Origin of the sequence: Arthrobacter rhizophilus, from assembly GCF_026241105.1 — a bacterium.
Taxonomy (GTDB): domain Bacteria; phylum Actinomycetota; class Actinomycetes; order Actinomycetales; family Micrococcaceae; genus Arthrobacter.
This window is the reverse complement of sequence record NZ_JAPFFT010000022.1, coordinates 50,342-67,619: the sequence shown is the minus strand read 5'-3', so window position 1 is coordinate 67,619 and position 17,278 is coordinate 50,342. Positions and strand designations below refer to the sequence as shown.

Below are 17,278 nucleotides of genomic sequence, written 5' to 3'. Positions count from 1 at the left end.
TCGGAGGTGGTGTAGGAGTTCGGGCTGCTGTGGTCATTCCGCGCCGGGGCTTTCCTGAGCATGCGCTCTCCTTGGTGTCAGGAGTGGACATAGTGCTGTTATGTCCAGTGGTTCAAACGAGGAGGGGGGCATGTCCACTCGGAGGTGGTGTAGGAGTTCGGGCTGCTGTGGTCATTCCGCGCCGGGGCTTTCCTGAGCATGCGCTCTCCTTGGTGCCAGGAGTGGACATAGTGCTGTTATGTCCAGTGGTTCAAACGAGGAGGGGGGCATGTCCACTCGGGTGGATTGAACGGGCCCGTGAGTGGTGTCCGGACATCCGGTGTCGGAGCCACCGCCTAGACTGGTAAACACCATGGATATGTTGTTTGACCCGTACGCGGATGGCCCCTTCAAAGCTGCCAGCAGAGCTGCCACCAAGGCCGCTCCGGCCATGCTTTCGCGCGCCGGAGGTGGGCTGCCGGACTTCGAACGAGGCTTGCCCGACGCCGGCGGCCAGCTTGGGCACGAAGCCGGACCCGGTGCGCCCGGTGGTCGCGCGTCCGACGGTGGTGCGCCCGGTGGGGTGTCCTGGGGCGGGACGCCCGGCGGTGAGTCGGCCAGTGATGAGTGGGCCGGTGGTGGGCACGGTCGAGGTCACTCGGGCCTGCCGTCCGCCGAGGCACTGCTTCAGGGGCTGAACCCGCAGCAGGAGGAAGCCGTCAAACATGCCGGCAGCCCATTGCTGATCGTGGCTGGCGCAGGTTCGGGCAAAACCCGCGTGCTATCAAACCGCATTGCCTACTTAATCGCCACCGGACGGGCCCATCACGGCGAGATCCTGGCCATCACGTTCACCAACAAGGCAGCCGCGGAAATGCGGGAACGCATCGAAGCCTTGGTGGGCGGCCGCGCCAAGACCATGTGGATCTCCACCTTCCATTCCTCCTGCGTGCGCATCCTGCGCCGTGAGGCCGCCAACGTGGGGCTGAACTCCAACTTCTCCATCTACGATTCCGCAGACTCCCTGCGGCTCATCACGCTCGTGGCAAAGAACCTGGACCTTGATCCAAAGAAGTTCGCCCCCAAGGCCATCCAGCACAAGATCTCGGCCCTCAAGAACGAGCTCATCGACGACGACGCGTTCGCCTCCAGCGCCAATTACAACGAACCCTTCGAACAAGCCGTTGCCGAAGTCTTCAAGGGCTACACGCAGCGCCTGCGCCAGGCCAACGCCATGGACTTCGACGACCTCATCGCGCAGACCGTCTACATGTTCCGTGCCTTCCCCGCGCTCGCGGAGTCCTACCGGCGCCGTTTCCGGCACGTCCTCGTGGACGAATACCAGGACACCAACCACGCCCAGTACGCCTTGGTCCGCGAGATCGTCGGCGACGGTCCCCACGCGAGCGAGCTGACCGTCGTCGGCGACTCCGACCAATCCATCTACGCCTTCCGTGGTGCGGACATCCGCAACATCGTCGAATTCGAGAACGACTACCCGGAAGCCCGCACCATCAAGTTGGAACAGAATTACCGTTCCACGCAGAACATCTTGAGCGCGGCGAACTCCGTTATTTCACGCAACCCCAACCGCCCGGACAAGAAACTCTGGACGGCCGAAGGGGACGGCGAGAAGATCATCGGTTACGTGGGGGAGAACGAGCACGACGAGGCCCAGTTCATCGCCAAGGAAATCGACCGGCTCCAGGACGAGGACGGCCTGCGTCCCGGCGATGTCGCCATCTTCTACCGCACCAATGCCCAGTCCCGCTCCATTGAAGACGTCCTGGTCCGTGTGGGCCTGCCGTACAAAGTGGTAGGTGGCACCCGATTCTACGAGCGCAAGGAAATCAAGGACGCCCTCGCTTACCTTCGTGTTCTGGTGAACCCGGACGACGACGTCAATTTGCGTCGCGTCCTCAACGAACCCAAGCGGGGGATCGGCGATCGTGCCGAGGGCGCCGTGGCGGCTTTGGCCGAGCGTGAGCGTAAGTCGTTCATGGCGGCGGCGCGCAAGGCGGACCAGGCTCCCGGCATGGCCACCCGCTCCGTGAACGCGGTCCTAGGCTTCGTCAAGCTCCTGGACGACCTTGCCGAGGTGGCTTCCGGATCGGGGGCTGCGGCCGCCCTTGAAGCTGTCCTCGAACAGACCGGGTACCTTGCGGGGCTTCGCGCCAGTACGGACCCGCAGGACGAATCGCGCGTGGAAAACCTCGCCGAATTGGTGGCTGTGGTGCGCGAATACGAGCGTGACAACCCCGAAGGCTCGCTGGGGGAGTTCCTTGAGCAAGTCTCCCTCGTGGCCGACGCCGACCAGATCCCGGACGCCCCGGAGGGATCCTCCGAGGACGCAGCCGCCGCAGTGGCAGAGGCCAAGCGGATGGGCGTGGTCACGCTCATGACCCTCCACACGGCAAAGGGCTTGGAATTCCCCGTGGTCTTCCTGACCGGCATGGAACACGGGCTCTTCCCGCATCAGCGCTCCGCAACGGACCCCAAGGAACTGGCAGAAGAGCGCCGCCTGGCCTATGTGGGCCTTACCCGTGCCCGGAAGCGACTGTATGTGACCCGCTCGGAAGTCAGAAGCATGTGGGGCCAGAGCCAATACAACCCCGCCAGCCAATTTCTTGAGGAGATCCCGAACGAACTCGTGGAGTGGAAGCGCGAAGGCACCTCGAGCCAGGTCAGCGGCTGGGGCAACGCGCCCATCGGCTCCGGGCGTTACGGCGGTTCCTTCTGGGGTGCGGGCACCTCCCGCGGGGCTGCCGCTAGCCCAACCGCCGGTTTCAACGCCGACGTGCCGGCCGCCGTCGTACGCAACCGGGTTCAGCCGCAGAAGGAAGTGGTGGCCGTCGTCGTGGGGGACAAAGTGAACCACACCAGCTTTGGCAACGGCACCGTGATCGGCGTCGAGGGCGCCGGTGACAAGACTGTGGCGAAGGTGAAGTTCGACGTCGGGGAGAAGCGACTGCTGTTGCGTTACGCGCCGCTGACCAAACTGGATTCCTAGCGAATAACTGTGTCCTGTCGTCCTAGCATGGCGTTGGCTGCATGCTCGGGAAAACCGCGTCATGTAGCGGTTTTTCTACGGTCGATAGAAGTGTGTGGTTACTCACTTAACAGGTACTGTAGAACCGGCTGGCCTCCCCGGGGGGCTAAAGTTCGAGAGGAACTTGCGCAATGTGACCGGCTGCCTGGCGGCCGTTCGATGCGCACCTATCCGCAGCCGGTTTTCGCGGTCACCGTGGTTTCCGGCTGTACAGAAACTACTTCGACGTAGAAGGACACTAAACCGTGGACCTGTTTGAATATCAGGCGCGCGATATGTTCGAGGCGCACGGTGTACCCGTGCTCGCTGGCATCGTGGCGTACACCCCTGAAGAAGCAAAGGCTGCAGCCGAGAACATTGGCGGCGTGACCGTCGTCAAGGCGCAGGTAAAGGTCGGTGGCCGTGGCAAGGCTGGCGGTGTGAAGGTCGCAAAGTCCGCTGACGAAGCGCTTGAGCACGCCACCAACATCCTTGGCATGGATATCAAGGGCCACACCGTCAACAAGGTCATGATCGCCCAGGGCGCGGACATTGCTGAGGAATACTACTTCTCCGTCCTGCTGGACCGGGCCAACCGCAACTACCTGGCCATGTGCTCGGTTGAAGGCGGCATGGAAATCGAGCAGCTTGCCGTAGAGCGCCCCGAGGCCCTCGCCAAGGTTGCCATCGATCCCGCCGTCGGAATCGACCAGGCCAAGGCCGACGAAATCGTTGCCGCTGCTGGTTTCTCCGAGGAACTGCGCGGCAAGGTCGCCTCGGTCATCCTCAAGCTCTGGGACGTCTTCAAGAAGGAAGACGCAACCCTGGTTGAGGTCAACCCCTTGGTCAAGACGGGTGCGGGGGACATTGTTGCCCTCGACGGCAAGGTCTCGCTGGACGAGAACGCAGGCTTCCGCCACCCCCACCACTCCGAACTTGAGGACAAGGACGAAGCTGACCCGCTCGAGGCAAAGGCCAAGGCGCAGGATCTCAACTACGTGAAGCTTGACGGCTCGGTTGGCATCATCGGCAACGGCGCCGGTCTTGTGATGTCCACCCTCGACGTCGTTGCTTATGCAGGCGAAAACCACGGCAACGTCAAGCCGGCCAACTTCCTGGACATTGGCGGTGGAGCTTCTGCTGAGGTCATGGCCGCTGGCTTGGACGTCATCCTTGGCGACGAGCAAGTCAAGAGCGTTTTCGTGAACGTCTTCGGTGGCATCACCGCGTGTGACGCTGTGGCAAAGGGCATCGTCGGCGCACTTGCCGAGCTTGGCGTCCACGCCAACAAGCCGCTGGTTGTCCGCCTCGACGGCAACAACGTCGAAGAGGGCCGCCGCATCCTGGCCGAGGCCAACCACCCGCTGGTTACCCTGGCAGCCACCATGGACGAGGGCGCCGACAAGGCCGCCGAACTCGCCAACGCAGCTAAGTAAAGGGACGCAAGACTATGTCTATCTACCTCAACAAGGACTCCAAGGTCATCGTCCAGGGCATCACCGGCGGCGAAGGCACCAAGCACACCTCCCTGATGCTCAAGGCCGGCACCAACATCGTCGGTGGCGTCAACGCCCGCAAGGCAGGCGCCACGGTAGTGCACGGCGGCAAGGATATCACCGTCTTCGGCACCGTCAAGGAAGCCATCGCGGAGACTGGCGCAGACGTCTCGATCGTCTTCGTTCCGCCGGCATTCACCAAGTCTGCCGTGGTTGAAGCCATCGAAGCAGGCATCGGCCTGGTCGTTGTCATCACCGAAGGCGTGCCGGTTCAGGATTCCGCAGAGTTCTGGGCACTCGCCCAGGCCACCGTGGACGCTGACGGCAAGCAGGTCACCCGCATCATCGGGCCGAACTGCCCCGGCATCATCACCCCGGGCGAAGCCCTGGTTGGCATCACCCCGGCAAACATCACGGGCAAGGGCCCCATCGGCCTGGTCTCCAAGTCCGGTACCTTGACCTACCAGATGATGTACGAACTGCGCGATCTCGGCTTCTCCACCGCCATCGGCATTGGTGGCGACCCCGTCATCGGCACCACCCACATCGACGCCCTGGCTGCGTTCGAGGCTGACCCGGAGACCAAGGCAATCGTCATGATCGGCGAAATCGGTGGTGACGCTGAAGAGCGCGCAGCCGACTTCATCAAGGCCAACGTCACCAAGCCGGTTGTCGGCTACGTTGCAGGCTTCACCGCCCCCGAGGGCAAGACCATGGGCCACGCAGGCGCCATCGTCTCCGGCTCGGCGGGTACGGCACAGGCCAAGAAGGAAGCCCTCGAAGCTGCAGGCGTGAAGGTCGGCAAGACGCCGTCCGAGACCGCCAAGCTGCTCCGCGAGGTCTTTGCGACCCTCTAGCGCCACCCCAAAGCAGGGGCCTTTCGACGGCGCCTGTCACCTTCCATGTGAAGGTGACAGGCGCCGTCGTCGTTTAACTGCTGTACAGCCGAGCGAGCGTCTGCCATGACACACGCTCACTCACTTTTGGCGGCTCTTTGGCCAACGCTCGCTCTCCTATGGCGGGTTTTGGCCGGATGCTCGCTCACGTCTTGTGAGCGAGCATTGGCGGTCAAGACCGGACATGTGAGCGAGCGTTTGCCATTCGGGCGCCATAGGTGAGCGAGCGTCGATGTGGGGAGGGGCGTTAGAACCAAGCACTTGCGGCCACATCGGAAAGTTTGTTAGTATGTCAGGACAAACTATCCAGGGAGAGCATATGCCCCTCGTCCGCATTGATGTCAACGAAGGCCGTACGCCGGAGCAGCTTGGCGAACTCAGCAAGCGAATCCACGACGCCATCCTCGCCGAGTACGGCATCCCGGAGCGCGACTACTTCCACATCATCACCGAGCATCCTTCCGGCCAGATTGTTGCGCAGGATGCCGGGCTTGGTTTTGAACGAAGTTCCGGCGTGGTCATGATCCAGATATTCACCCAGGGCGGGCGTAGTCGCGAGGCGAAGCAATCTTTGTTCGCCACCATTGCCGCCCAACTCGGAGAGATTGGTGTTGCCGGCGAGGATGTCTTCCTCGGGTATGTGGAAAACACTGCCGATGACTGGTCCTTCGGCTTTGGTCGCGCCCAGTATGTCACTGGAGAGCTCGCCGTTCCTGCCCGGTAACTCTGGCGGTTGGCACGGATTCAGGCGTGCGCCGTGCGGTGGTTTAGGTCATCACGTTTCGTTGTAAATATGTCAGTACAAACCTTTGACAGGACATGAATTCTGGTGCAAAGTAGTGCTGTGGCCCCGCTCACGTGCGGGCCGGCAAAAGCACCGGAGCTCTCACCGTCCCGCAAGAAGAGTTCACTACAGAAAGGTCCGCGATCACTGTGACCCACGAACTGCTCACCATCGGGCGCATCAGCGTTGATATCTACCCGAACGACATCGGTGTGGGACTGGAGGACGTGCAGTCCTTCGGCAAGTATCTTGGCGGTTCGCCGTCCAACGTGGCCGTTGCTGCCGCCCGCCACGGCCGCCGCAGCGGCGTCATCACGCGTACTGGCGATGACCCTTTCGGCATCTACCTGCACCGCGAGCTTCGCAAGTTCAAGGTCGACGACACTTTCGTCACCCCGGTGCCGGGCCTTCAAACGCCGGCCACGTTCTGCGCGATCCAGCCCCCGCACGACTTCCCGTTGTACTTCTACGGACGGTTCCCGACGGCGCCGGACCTGCAGATCAAGGCCGGGGAACTGGACCTGGACGCCATCAAGGACGCCGGCATCTTCTGGTCCACGGTCACCGGCCTCTGCCAGGAGCCCAGCCGCTCCGCCCACCTGGCAGCCCATGAAGCACGGCCCCGCACCGGCCTGGGCGAGGGCCAGTACACCATTCTGGATCTGGACTACCGCCCCATGTTCTGGGCTTCCGAGGACGAGGCCCGGGCAGAGGTCGCCAAGATCCTGCCGCACGTCACGGTGGCCATCGGCAATGACAAGGAATGTGCCGTGGCCGTGGGCGAAGGAACCCCGGACGAGCAGGCCGACCGACTGCTGGCCGCGGGCGTCGAGATCGCCGTGGTCAAGCTTGGCCCCGAAGGTGTGATGGCCAAGACCCGCACGGAACGTGTTGTCTCCGCTCCGGTCCCCGTGGAGACCGTCAATGGCCTGGGCGCGGGGGACTCCTTCGGCGGTGCCTTCTGCCACGGACTGTTGTCCGGCTGGCCTTTGGCCCAGGTCCTGGACTATGCCAATGCTGCCGGCGCGATTGTCGCCTCCCGCCTCTCTTGCGCCGACGCGATGCCGACGCCGGAGGAGGTCACCTCGTTGCTCGCCGAACGCGGCCGCCTGACCCCCGCCGGCCCCGAAGCAGTTTCCCACGCAGCAGTTTCCGAAGGAGCAACACGTTGAGCTTCAATGATGATCCCCGCCGTTACGAGCACCTGAGTGCCCTCCGGCTTGAAGATCCCGACGCCGTTGCCCGCGCCGCCGCAGCACGTCGCCGGCACCCGGGGCTGAAGTACGGGACCCAGAACTTCATCGTGGCGGCCGACCACCCCGCCCGCGGCGCCCTGAGTGTCGGTGCCGATCCGGTGGCCATGGCGGACCGCCGGGATCTTTTGGACCGGCTGCAGATCGCTTTGGCGAATCCCGCCGTCGACGGCGTGCTCGCGAGCCCGGACATCATGGACGATCTGCTCCTGCTGGGTGCGCTCGAGGGCAAGCTCGTCTTCGGTTCGATGAACCGTGGCGGCCTCGCCGGGCTGGTCAACGAAATCGATGACCGTTTCACGGGCCACACCGCGGCCGCCTTGGACGCCCTCGGCGCCGATGGCGGGAAGATGCTCACCCGGATCTGTCTTGGCGACCCGGATACGGCGTCGATCCTGGAAGCCACGGCCAAAGCCGTGGACTCGCTCGCGGCGCGCAAGTTGATCGCCATGGTGGAGCCGTTCCTGTCCGTCCGTGAGCCAAACGGCAAGGTCCGCAACGACCTCTCGCCGGATGCCGTCATCAAGTCAGTGGCGATCGCGCAGGGACTGGGCTCCACGAGCGCCTACACCTGGATGAAGCTTCCCGTCGTGGCCGAGATGGAACGCGTCATGGCCGCCACCACCCTGCCCACGGTCCTCCTGGGTGGGGATCCGGACGCAGGCCAGGATGAGGTCTTCGCCAGTTGGCAGGCCGCGCTTGCCTTGCCCGGGGTCCAGGGCTTGACTGTGGGACGGACCCTTTTGTATCCGGCCGACGGGGACGTGGCCGGTGCAGTGGCCACCGCCGCCTCGTTGCTGAAGACACCTGCGAAAGTATCGGAATAGACCCATGGGGAAAAATATGTCAACGCGCAGAATGACGGTCGCCCAGGCGGTTGTCGAGTTCCTGTCCAAGCAGTACACCGTTGACCGCATCGGCACCCAGGAGTACCGGGAGCGCCTGATTCCTGGCACCTTCGGGATCTTCGGCCACGGCAACGTCGCCGGTGTGGGCCAGGCCCTCAAGCAGTACCAGCAGCTCGATCCGACCATCATGCCGTACTACCAGGGACGCAACGAGCAGGCCCAGTCACACCAGGCCGTTGGCTACGCACGGCACACGCGTCGGCGCCAGACCTTCGCGATCAGCACCTCGATCGGCCCGGGTTCCTCGAACCTGCTGACGGGCGCTGCGCTGGCCACCACCAACCGGCTGCCGGTCCTGTTGCTGCCGAGCGATACCTTCGCCACCCGTGCCGCGGACCCGGTGCTGCAGCAGCTTGAGCTGCCCTACGCCTACGACATCACGGTCAACGACGCCTTCCGTCCGCTGTCCAAGTTCTTCGACCGGGTGTCCCGTCCGGAGCAGTTGTTCTCGGCGTTTCACCACGGCTTGCGCGTCTTGACTGACCCGGCCGAGACTGGCGCGGTGACCATTTCGCTGCCGCAGGATGTCCAGGCCGAGGCCTTGGATGTTCCGGAGGAGTTCCTGGCCGAGCGTGAGTGGCGGATCCGCCGCCCCGAGGCCGACGACGACGACATCCGCCGCGCCGCCGAGGCCATCCGTGCCGCGAAGCGTCCGCTCATCATCGCCGGCGGTGGCGTCCTGTACGCCTTCGCCAACGAGGAACTCGCCAGGTTCGCCGAGCTCACCGGCATCCCGGTGGGCAACACCCAGGCCGGCGTCGGCGTACTGCCGTGGGACCACCAGTTCTCGCTAGGAGCCATTGGCTCCACGGGCACGACGGCGGCGAACGCCATCGCCGCCGTTGCTGACTTGATCATTGGCGTCGGTACCCGATACGAGGACTTCACGACGGCGTCGCGCACTGCTTTCCAGAACCCCGACGTGCGCTTCATCAACATCAACGTGGCCGCGATCGACGCCTACAAGCACGGCACCGTCCTGCCGATCGTCGCCGACGCCCGCAAAGCGCTCGTCAAGCTGAACCAGGCGCTCGGCGGATACCGTGTCGGCGCGGACCTGGAGCAGAAGATCGCGGCGGAGAAGAAACGCTGGAACGCGATCGTGGACGAAGCCTTCGACACCCGGCACACCCCGCTCCCGGCGCAGAACGAGATCATCGGCGCCACCAACCGGGCCATGGAAAAGCAGGACGTTGTCATCTGCGCCGCCGGTTCGCTGCCGGGCGACCTGCACAAGATGTGGCGCGTCCGGGACCCCTTCGGCTACCACGTCGAATATGCCTACTCCTGCATGGGTTATGAGATCCCCGGCGGGCTGGGTGTCAAGCGTGCCGCCCTGGCGGAGGCAGCAGCGGGCGGCGAGAAGCGCGACGTCGTGGTCATGGTGGGAGACGGCTCCTACCTCATGATGCACACCGAACTGGTCACCGCCGTCGCCGAACGCATCAAACTGATCGTGGTCCTGATCCAGAACCACGGCTACGCCTCCATCGGCTCGCTCTCCGAGTCGCTGGGCTCGCAGCGCTTCGGCACGCAGTACCGCGTGCTGGACAAAGAACAGCACTCCTTCGACGCCGGAGCGAACCTGCCCATCGACCTGGCCCTTAACGCCGAAAGCCTCGGTGCGAAGGTCATCCGGATCGAGCCGGGCGAGAAGGTCATCGCCGAGCTGGAACAGGCTATCCGGGACGCGAAAGCGGCACCGGAGGACAGCGGGCCGATCGTCATCCACGTCGAATCGGACCCCCTGCTGGATGCTCCGAGTTCCGAATCCTGGTGGGATGTTCCCGTCTCGCAGGTCTCCGAACTCGAGTCCACCCAGCAGGCCTACCAAACCTACACAGACCACAAGAACCGCCAGCGCAAGCTGCTCGGCTAGCCCCCTCAAGCTCTCTTCAAGCCACAGACAAGGAAGTCCGCACATGTCGACGACGACCACCCTGACCACCATCAAGCATTTCATCAACGGTGTTGAAACCGCCGGCGCCGGCGACCGCAGCCAGGCGGTCTACAACCCGGCCACCGGTGCCGTCTCGGCAACGCTGCGCCTGGCGAACCGCGCCGACCTGGACGCCACTGTTGCCGCCGCGAAGGCCGCCAGCGTAAAGTGGGGCGATTTCTCCCTGGCCAAGCGCACCGCGGTCCTGTTCAAGTTCCGCGAACTCGTCGCCTCCCACGTGGACGAACTCGCCGCCCTGATCACGGCCGAGCACGGCAAGGTCATCTCCGACGCGAAGGGCGAGATCGGCCGCGGCCTCGAGGTCATCGAATTCGCCTGCGGCATCCCGCAGCTCCTCAAGGGCGACTACTCGGACCAGGTCTCCACCGGCATCGACGTGTTCTCCTTCCGCGAGCCCCTCGGCGTCGTCGCCGGCATCACCCCGTTCAACTTCCCCGTCATGGTCCCGCTCTGGATGGCGCCCATGGCGATCGCCACGGGCAACGCGTTCATCCTCAAGCCCTCCGAACGGGACCCCTCCGCCTCCATGCTCCTCGCGAAGCTCTGGAAACAGGCGGGCCTGCCCGACGGCGTGTTCCAGGTCCTGCACGGCGACAAGGAAACCGTCGATGGGCTCCTGACCCACCCGGACGTGGACGGCATCTCCTTCGTCGGCTCCACCCCGATCGCGAAGTACGTCCACGAAACCGCCACCAAGCACGGCAAGCGGGTCCAAGCCCTCGGCGGGGCGAAGAACCACGCGATCATCATGCCCGACGCCGACCTGGACAACGCCGCCGACCACCTGGCCGCGGCCGCGTTCGGTTCCGCGGGCGAGCGGTGCATGGCAATCTCGGTCGCGGTCGCCGTCGGCGACGCCGCCGAACTGCTGGTCAAGAAAGTCGAAGAACGCGCCCTGGCCGTGAAGGTCAAGAACGGCACCGAGCCCGACGCCGAAATGGGCCCGGTCATCACCCCGGCCTCCAAGGAACGCATCGTACGGATCGTCACCGAAGCCGAAGCCGCCGGCGCGGCGATGGTCGTGGACGGCCGCGACCTCGTGGTTCCCGGCCACGAAGAAGGCTTCTGGGTCGGCCCCACCGTCATCGACCACGTCAAGACCGAAATGACCGCCTACACCGAGGAAATCTTCGGACCCGTCCTCGTCGTCGTCCGCGTGGAGGACCTGGACGAGGGCATCAAGCTCATCAACTCCAACCCCTACGGCAACGGCACCGCCATCTTCACCTCCTCCGGAGCCAACGCCCGCAAGTTCCAGCGCTCCGTCACCGTGGGCATGGTTGGCATCAACGTGCCCCTGCCGGTGCCCGTGGCCTACCACTCCTTCGGGGGCTGGAAGGCCTCCATGTTCGGCGACAAGCACATCTACGGACCCGAAGGCGTGTCCTTCTACACCCGCGGCAAGGTAGTCACCTCCCGCTGGCCCGAACCCACCCACGCCTCCGGCGCCTCCTACAACTTCCCCTCCAACTGAGGAGCCCGCAATGACAGAGAACAAACTCATCATCGGCACCGCACCCGACTCCTGGGGCGTCTGGTTCGCGGATGACCCCAGGCAGACCCCGTGGGAGCGCTTCCTGGACGAGGTGGCCGAGTCCGGCTACAAATGGATCGAGCTAGGCCCCTACGGCTACTTGCCGAACGATCCCGCCCGCCTCGCCGAGGAACTCAAGCAGCGCGACCTCAAGGTCACGGCGGGAACGGTCTTCACGGCCTTCCACCGCGGTGCCGCACAGTACGAGGAAGCCTGGGAGCCGGCACGCAAGGTTGCCGAGCTGACCGCAGCCATGGGCGGCGAGCACATCGTGGTCATTCCGGCGATGTGGCGCGACGACGTCACGGGCGAGGCTGTAGAAAGCGGCGAATTGTCGCAGGGTCAGTGGGACGATCTGTTCGCCGGCCACAACCGCATGGGCAAGGTGCTTCTGGAGGACTTCGGCCTGAAGCAGCAATTCCACTCCCACGCTGATTCCCATGTTGGTGCACAAGCCGACATCGAGCACCTGCTCGCCGAAACCGATCCCCAGTACTTGAACCTTTGCCTGGACACCGGACACGCCGAATACTGTGGAGCGTCCAGCCTTGAACTGATCAAGAACTACCCGGACCGCATCGGCTACCTGCACCTGAAGCAGATCAACCCGGACATCCTGAGACAAGTCAATGAGGAAAATATGACCTGGGCGGCAGCCAACCTCGCCGGCGTCATGACTGAACCGCCCAACGGCCTCCCGGACCTGCGCGCCGTCATCGAGGCCGTTGAAGGACTCAATCGCCCGATCTTTGGCATTGTGGAGCAGGACATGTACCCCGTGGCCTTCGACGTTCCCATGCCCATTGCCAAGCGCACCCGCAACTACCTGCTCTCGTGCGGCTCCCGCACGGCAGTCAACTAACTTAGCCTCGCAGGCACAGACACCTAAGGACAGAAACAATGACTGACATTCTCCGCGTGGCCGTCATCGGCGCAGGCCGCATGGGCGCCGACCACATCAAGCGGCTCAGCACCCGCATCCACGGCGCCGAAGTGGCCGCCGTCGTCGACGTCGACCTCTCCCGGGCGCAGGCCGCCATCGCAGGGATCGACGGCGCCGTGGCCCTCGCCAGTGCCGAAGAAGCACTCAACAACGGCGACGTCAACGCCGTGCTGATCGCCACCCCCGGTTTCCTGCACGAGGAAATCCTGTACAAGGCGCTTGAGAAGGACTTCCCCATCCTCTGCGAAAAGCCGCTCACCCCGGATGTCGAGAGTGCTTGGAAAGTTGTCCAGGCCGAAACGGCACTCGGCCACCAGCGCATCCAGGTGGGCTTCATGCGCCGCTTCGACGCCGAATACGCCGCCCTGGGCTCCGTGATCCGCGATCGTGAACTCGGCGAGCTGCTCATGCTGCACCACCAGCACCGCAACCCGACCACGCCGCAGGGCTTCACCAACGAGATGCTCATCAACGACTCCGTGGTCCACGAATTCGATGCCATCCGTTTCTTCACCGGTGAGGAAATCACCTCCGTGCAGGTCCGGCTGGGCAAGGCGACGCGCAACGCCCCGAACGGCCAGCACGATCCCCAGCACGTGCTGATCGAGACCGAGTCCGGCGTCCTGGCCGACGTCGAAATCTACGTCAACGCCAAGTTCGGCTATGAAGTCGCGACCCAGGCGTCCTTCGAGGACGGGATCGTGAGCATCGGCGGCGACGGCGGTCCTTACGTCCGCAGCGCCGGCCGCTGGGGCGGTAAGGTCACGCCCGGGTTCGAAGAGCGCTTCGGTGCCGCGTACGACGTCGAGGTCCAGGCTTGGGTGGACGCCGCACGCCGCGGCGAAATCGGAGGCCCCACCGCCTGGGATGGGTACGCCACCGCCGCTTGCTGCGAAGCCGGCGTCGAGGCCCAGAAGTCTGGCGAAAAGGTCGCGGTGCAGCTCAACACCAAGCCTGAACTGTACAAGTAGGAGTGACCGTGAAGATTGCCCTCGATCCCACCCCGTTCCACCACAGCCACAGCCTGCTGGAATTCCCGCGGCTCGCCGCCGATCTCGGCTACAAATACCTCCAGCTGACCCCGCACGCTGACTTCATCCCGTTCTTCAACCACCCCAAGGCCGACGACGAGCTCGTGGGCCAGTTGAAGAAGGCCTGCAAGGACGCCGACGTCGAGATCGCCTCGGTGCTTCCCGTGCTGCGCTGGTCCGGACCGGACGAGGACGCCCGCGAGGCCGCAGTTCGCTACTGGAAGCGTGCCATCCAGATCACCGTTGATCTTGGCGTGCACACCATGAACACCGAATTCAGCGGGCGGCCGGAAGAGGCCGAGGAGTCTGAAAGGGCCTTCTACCGCTCCATGGAAGAGCTCCTTCCGATCATCGAGCGCGAGGGCCTGGACGTCCTCATCGACCCGCACCCGGACGACTTCGTGGAGGATGGGCTCGCCGCGCTCCGCGTCATCCGTGGCGTGAACTCGCCCAACATCGGCATGGTCTACGTTGCCTCGCACAGCTTCCACATGGGCAACAAGCCGCTCGACATCATGCGTGCCGCGGGGGATAAGCTGCGCTTGGTCCATGTGTCCGACACGATGGACCACCACGCTTCCCACGGGCTGCGGTACATCACCAACCCGCCCGGCAACGCCGTGCGCGTGCACCAGCACCTCAAGATCGGCGACGGCGACGTCAACTGGGACGAATTCTTCGGCGGACTCAAGGAAATCGGCTTCCTGGACAGGGACAACTCCGTCATGGTGTCCAGCGTCTTCGCCGAGGACAACAACGCCAACGAGGTCTCCCGGTATCAGCTGGAGACTATGGGCAAGTACATCGCCAAGGTCCAGTAGGCGCTAAAAGGAAGGATACGGCGATTTCTCTAGGGAGGTCAGGCAGGTGTTGTATCCGGCCATAACCTCCTCGAAGCTGAGCAGTCGCGGCCTGCCGTGAACGGTGCTTGTCTTGGGAAATGCGGGGGGTTCTTCCGGGGAGCACAAAAGCGGTTCGCAGGTGTGCCCGGCGGTTTCCAGGGTGGCGATGCCCCAAGGGTGAACGGCCGGGGTGACAGTAATGTCGATGGCGTTCAGCGTGTCAGTGAGCAGGTTGCGGATGACTGACCTCCAGGTGGCAAGGAAGGATTCGCGGAGCATTTCGATCTTGTCGTTGTCATTAAGATCGTAGGTCCGGAGCAACTCTTCGGAGAGTGCGTCCCATTCCTCGGTGGACCGCACGAGCAGGTGGGCGGCCCGGATTTGGGCGCTGGTTTCGTTCAAGGAAGGCATTGGTCTTCTTTCAAGGTTGGCGTCTGTGGGGTCGCTTGCGGCTGGACAGGCTACGGGTTCTTGCCGGGGTTGTGGGCGGTGCGTGCGCTGGCGGCGCGGGCGACGTGGCTTCGGGCGTGTTCCACGGCGGGGGCTAGTTCGGTGAAGAGGTGTTTGTGGTGGCGAAGGGAGTCTAGGACCCCCACCTGGGTGACGAGCCGAAGGTGGCGCTCCTGGATCCCTTTGATCAGCACGGTGATTCCCCGGCGTTCTAGTGCCTGGACGATGTCTGTGATTGTTCTGGCCCCGGTTGCGTCCAGGATCTGCAGTTGTGACATGCGGATGATCACGACGTCGACGTTCCGGATGGCGCTGACCCGCTCCAGGACGCGCTCGGCGGCGGCGAAGAACAGGGCTCCGTCGAGCCGGAACACGGCGATGTGCTCGTCCCCTTCGTGGACCGGGCCGGGGATTTCCTCCCGGTGCACCCCGCTGGACCGGACCAAGGCACGCAGGGCGAAGAAGGCGGCGGCCGCGATCCCGATTTCCACGGCTTGGATCAGGTCGAAGGACACCGTGATCAGCGCGGTGACGAAGAACACGACTGTGTCGGCGCGGGTTGATCCGATCACGCTGCGCAGCGTCTTGAGGGAAACCATGCGTGTCGCCGTGACCATCAGCACCCCGGCCAGTGCGGCAAGGGGGATGCGGGAAACCGGGCCGGTGGCCAGGTACACCACGGCCAGCAGGACCAGCGCATGGGTGATGGCGGCGAGGCGTGTCCGGCCGCCCGAGCGAATGTTCACCGCGGTGCGGGCGATGGCACCTGTGGCGGGCATGCCGCCAAAGAATCCGGACGCGACGGATGCCAGGCCCTGACCCAGGAGTTCACGGTCCGCGTCGTAGGGGCCGGTATCGGAGATCGACGCCCCGACCCGTGCCGAGAGCAGCGACTCGATCGCGGCCAGGGCCGCAATCGTGGCCGCGGACCCGGCCAGTGCGGTGATCGTCGCCAGGTCCAGGGAAGGCATCATTGGGGCCGGCAGGGAATCGGGCAGGGCTCCGATCCGGGTCACCGGCAGGTCGAGGAACTGCGCGGCCACAGTGGCGATGATGATCGCGATGAGCGAGCCCGGGATCCGGGGGTGGATCCGCGGTGAGGCGACCATGATCACCGCCACCAGAGCTACCACGGCAACGGGGGCAAGAACCGAGGCTGGGGACACAGCGCCGATGGCCTGGATGGTCGAGATCACGGCGTTGCTGCTGGGCCCGGGCTTGGTGCCGAACGCGGCTGGGACCTGCTGCAGGAAGATGATTACCGCGATTCCGACGGTGAAGCCCTCGATCACCGGCCAGGGCAGGAGGGTCACGACCCGCCCGAGTTTGAGTAGTCCGGCGGCCACCACTATCACCCCGGCGAGGACCGAGACTGCGGCCAGTGCACCGAGCCCGTGGGCGGCGATGACCGGGCCCAGAACCACTACCATGGCGCCGGTGGGTCCGGAGACCTGGATATTGGAACCACCGAAGACGGCCGCGATCACACCGGCGATCACGGCGGTGATCAGTCCGCTTGCCGCGCCCGCGCCGGAGCTGACACCGAACGCCAGAGCCAGCGGCAGCGCGACGATGCCGACTGTGACCCCCGCAAGCAAGTCTCCTTTCCAGGTGCGCGGCAACTGCGCGTAATCCTGGCGCCCGGGCAGGAAGGCCCGGGCCGCGACCAGTGCCTTCACCGGGTGCTGGCCGCTGCGACTGACTCGGGTGCAGTCGCTTCTGAGGACTCAAGCTGCGCCCGGGTGGTGTGCAGCATGTCGTTGAGCAGCAGTCTCGCCACGGAGAGGAGCTCCGCGACCTGTGGGTACGCCAAGGTGTAGAACATCTGTAGCGCCCGTCGCTCTCCCTTGACGAGGTGGTATCGGCGCAGCACCGACAGATGCTGGGACAGGTGCGAAGCCTCCAGGCCCGTTGCGGCCAGAAGCTCTGTCACTGACACCTCGGGTGCCGCCGACAGCAGCTCCAGTACCCGGATCCTGACCGGGTGGGCCAGCCCCTTGAACAGATTGGCCTTCACCTCGTACAGCGGTGCCCGGAAATCCGCGAAGTCTTCCATGACTGCCTCCTTGCCCGTCAGCACAAGCCTTTGCTTGACTATTTTATGGATTCATCATCCAGCATACAAGGGCGGGAACGGAAAGCCTTGCGGGCCAGCGCCGAGGGCCTTATCCGAC

Annotated in this window: 14 protein-coding genes; 11 read left to right on the top strand and 3 right to left on the bottom strand. The window is 64.5% G+C overall.

Annotated elements, in window-relative coordinates:
* Positions 1-352 precede the first annotated feature (352 nt).
* From pcrA to OOZ51_RS16985, 11 genes are all read left to right on the top strand, one after another.
* Positions 353-2,989 carry a DNA helicase PcrA gene (pcrA, locus tag OOZ51_RS17035; RefSeq protein ID WP_265980960.1) on the top strand — a complete coding sequence of 879 codons (2,637 nt, stop codon included), beginning with the start codon at positions 353-355 and terminating at the stop codon, positions 2,987-2,989.
* A 284-nt stretch (positions 2,990-3,273) separates the two neighbouring features.
* Positions 3,274-4,443, top strand: coding sequence for an ADP-forming succinate--CoA ligase subunit beta (gene sucC / locus OOZ51_RS17030; protein ID WP_265980959.1), 1,170 nt, complete (start codon positions 3,274-3,276; stop codon positions 4,441-4,443).
* Between the two features lie 14 nt (positions 4,444-4,457).
* Positions 4,458-5,360 carry a succinate--CoA ligase subunit alpha gene (gene sucD / locus OOZ51_RS17025; RefSeq protein ID WP_265980958.1) on the top strand — a complete coding sequence of 301 codons (903 nt, stop codon included), beginning with the start codon at positions 4,458-4,460 and terminating at the stop codon, positions 5,358-5,360.
* A 358-nt stretch (positions 5,361-5,718) separates the two neighbouring features.
* A complete protein-coding gene (locus OOZ51_RS17020; RefSeq protein WP_265980957.1) occupies positions 5,719-6,123 on the top strand; it encodes a tautomerase family protein in 405 nt (134 codons plus the stop codon).
* A gap of 209 nt (positions 6,124-6,332) precedes the next feature.
* On the top strand, positions 6,333-7,355 hold the full coding sequence (gene iolC / locus OOZ51_RS17015) for a 5-dehydro-2-deoxygluconokinase (protein ID WP_265980956.1): 1,023 nt from the start codon (positions 6,333-6,335) through the stop codon (positions 7,353-7,355).
* On the top strand, positions 7,352-8,263 hold the full coding sequence (locus OOZ51_RS17010; protein WP_265980955.1) for a Cgl0159 family (beta/alpha)8-fold protein: 912 nt from the start codon (positions 7,352-7,354) through the stop codon (positions 8,261-8,263). The genes iolC and OOZ51_RS17010 overlap by 4 nt, the downstream gene beginning before the upstream one ends.
* 31 nt (positions 8,264-8,294) lie before the next feature.
* On the top strand, positions 8,295-10,223 hold the full coding sequence (iolD, locus tag OOZ51_RS17005; RefSeq protein WP_265980962.1) for a 3D-(3,5/4)-trihydroxycyclohexane-1,2-dione acylhydrolase (decyclizing): 1,929 nt from the start codon (positions 8,295-8,297) through the stop codon (positions 10,221-10,223).
* A gap of 43 nt (positions 10,224-10,266) precedes the next feature.
* A complete protein-coding gene (locus tag OOZ51_RS17000; protein ID WP_265980954.1) occupies positions 10,267-11,778 on the top strand; it encodes a CoA-acylating methylmalonate-semialdehyde dehydrogenase in 1,512 nt (503 codons plus the stop codon).
* Positions 11,779-11,788: 10 nt separating this feature from the next.
* Positions 11,789-12,700: a sugar phosphate isomerase/epimerase family protein gene (locus OOZ51_RS16995; protein ID WP_265980953.1), complete on the top strand. Its 912-nt coding sequence runs from the start codon at positions 11,789-11,791 to the stop codon at positions 12,698-12,700.
* A 38-nt stretch (positions 12,701-12,738) separates the two neighbouring features.
* On the top strand, positions 12,739-13,752 hold the full coding sequence (locus tag OOZ51_RS16990) for a Gfo/Idh/MocA family protein (RefSeq protein ID WP_265980952.1): 1,014 nt from the start codon (positions 12,739-12,741) through the stop codon (positions 13,750-13,752).
* Positions 13,753-13,760: 8 nt separating this feature from the next.
* Positions 13,761-14,633: a sugar phosphate isomerase/epimerase family protein gene (locus tag OOZ51_RS16985; protein WP_265980951.1), complete on the top strand. Its 873-nt coding sequence runs from the start codon at positions 13,761-13,763 to the stop codon at positions 14,631-14,633.
* A gap of 3 nt (positions 14,634-14,636) precedes the next feature.
* Here OOZ51_RS16985 and OOZ51_RS16980 read toward each other — a convergent pair whose 3' ends face one another.
* Genes OOZ51_RS16980 through OOZ51_RS16970 form a run of 3 tightly spaced genes read right to left on the bottom strand, consistent with a single transcriptional unit; the run spans position 14,637 to position 17,160 of the window.
* Positions 14,637-15,065 carry a hypothetical protein gene (locus tag OOZ51_RS16980; protein WP_265980950.1) on the bottom strand — a complete coding sequence of 143 codons (429 nt, stop codon included), beginning with the start codon at positions 15,063-15,065 and terminating at the stop codon, positions 14,637-14,639.
* A gap of 50 nt (positions 15,066-15,115) precedes the next feature.
* Entirely contained in the window at positions 15,116-16,783 is a 1,668-nt protein-coding gene (locus OOZ51_RS16975) for a SulP family inorganic anion transporter (protein ID WP_265980949.1), read from the bottom strand.
* The gene (locus OOZ51_RS16970; RefSeq protein ID WP_265980948.1) at positions 16,780-17,160 is read right to left on the bottom strand and encodes an ArsR/SmtB family transcription factor; all 381 of its coding nucleotides are present in this window, start codon (positions 17,158-17,160) and stop codon (positions 16,780-16,782) included. The genes OOZ51_RS16975 and OOZ51_RS16970 overlap by 4 nt, the downstream gene beginning before the upstream one ends.
* Between the last annotated feature and the right edge of the window lie 118 nt (positions 17,161-17,278).

Coding starts and splice junctions, on each gene's coding strand:
- OOZ51_RS16995 (WP_265980953.1), top strand. CDS start 11,789: ATGACAGAGAACAAACTCATCATCGGCACCGCACCCGACTCCTGGGGC.
- OOZ51_RS17000 (WP_265980954.1), top strand. CDS start 10,267: ATGTCGACGACGACCACCCTGACCACCATCAAGCATTTCATCAACGGT.
- OOZ51_RS17020 (WP_265980957.1), top strand. CDS start 5,719: ATGCCCCTCGTCCGCATTGATGTCAACGAAGGCCGTACGCCGGAGCAG.
- pcrA (WP_265980960.1), top strand. CDS start 353: ATGGATATGTTGTTTGACCCGTACGCGGATGGCCCCTTCAAAGCTGCC.
- OOZ51_RS16970 (WP_265980948.1), bottom strand. CDS start 17,160: ATGGAAGACTTCGCGGATTTCCGGGCACCGCTGTACGAGGTGAAGGCC.
- OOZ51_RS16990 (WP_265980952.1), top strand. CDS start 12,739: ATGACTGACATTCTCCGCGTGGCCGTCATCGGCGCAGGCCGCATGGGC.
- OOZ51_RS16980 (WP_265980950.1), bottom strand. CDS start 15,065: ATGCCTTCCTTGAACGAAACCAGCGCCCAAATCCGGGCCGCCCACCTG.
- sucD (WP_265980958.1), top strand. CDS start 4,458: ATGTCTATCTACCTCAACAAGGACTCCAAGGTCATCGTCCAGGGCATC.
- iolD (WP_265980962.1), top strand. CDS start 8,295: ATGACGGTCGCCCAGGCGGTTGTCGAGTTCCTGTCCAAGCAGTACACC.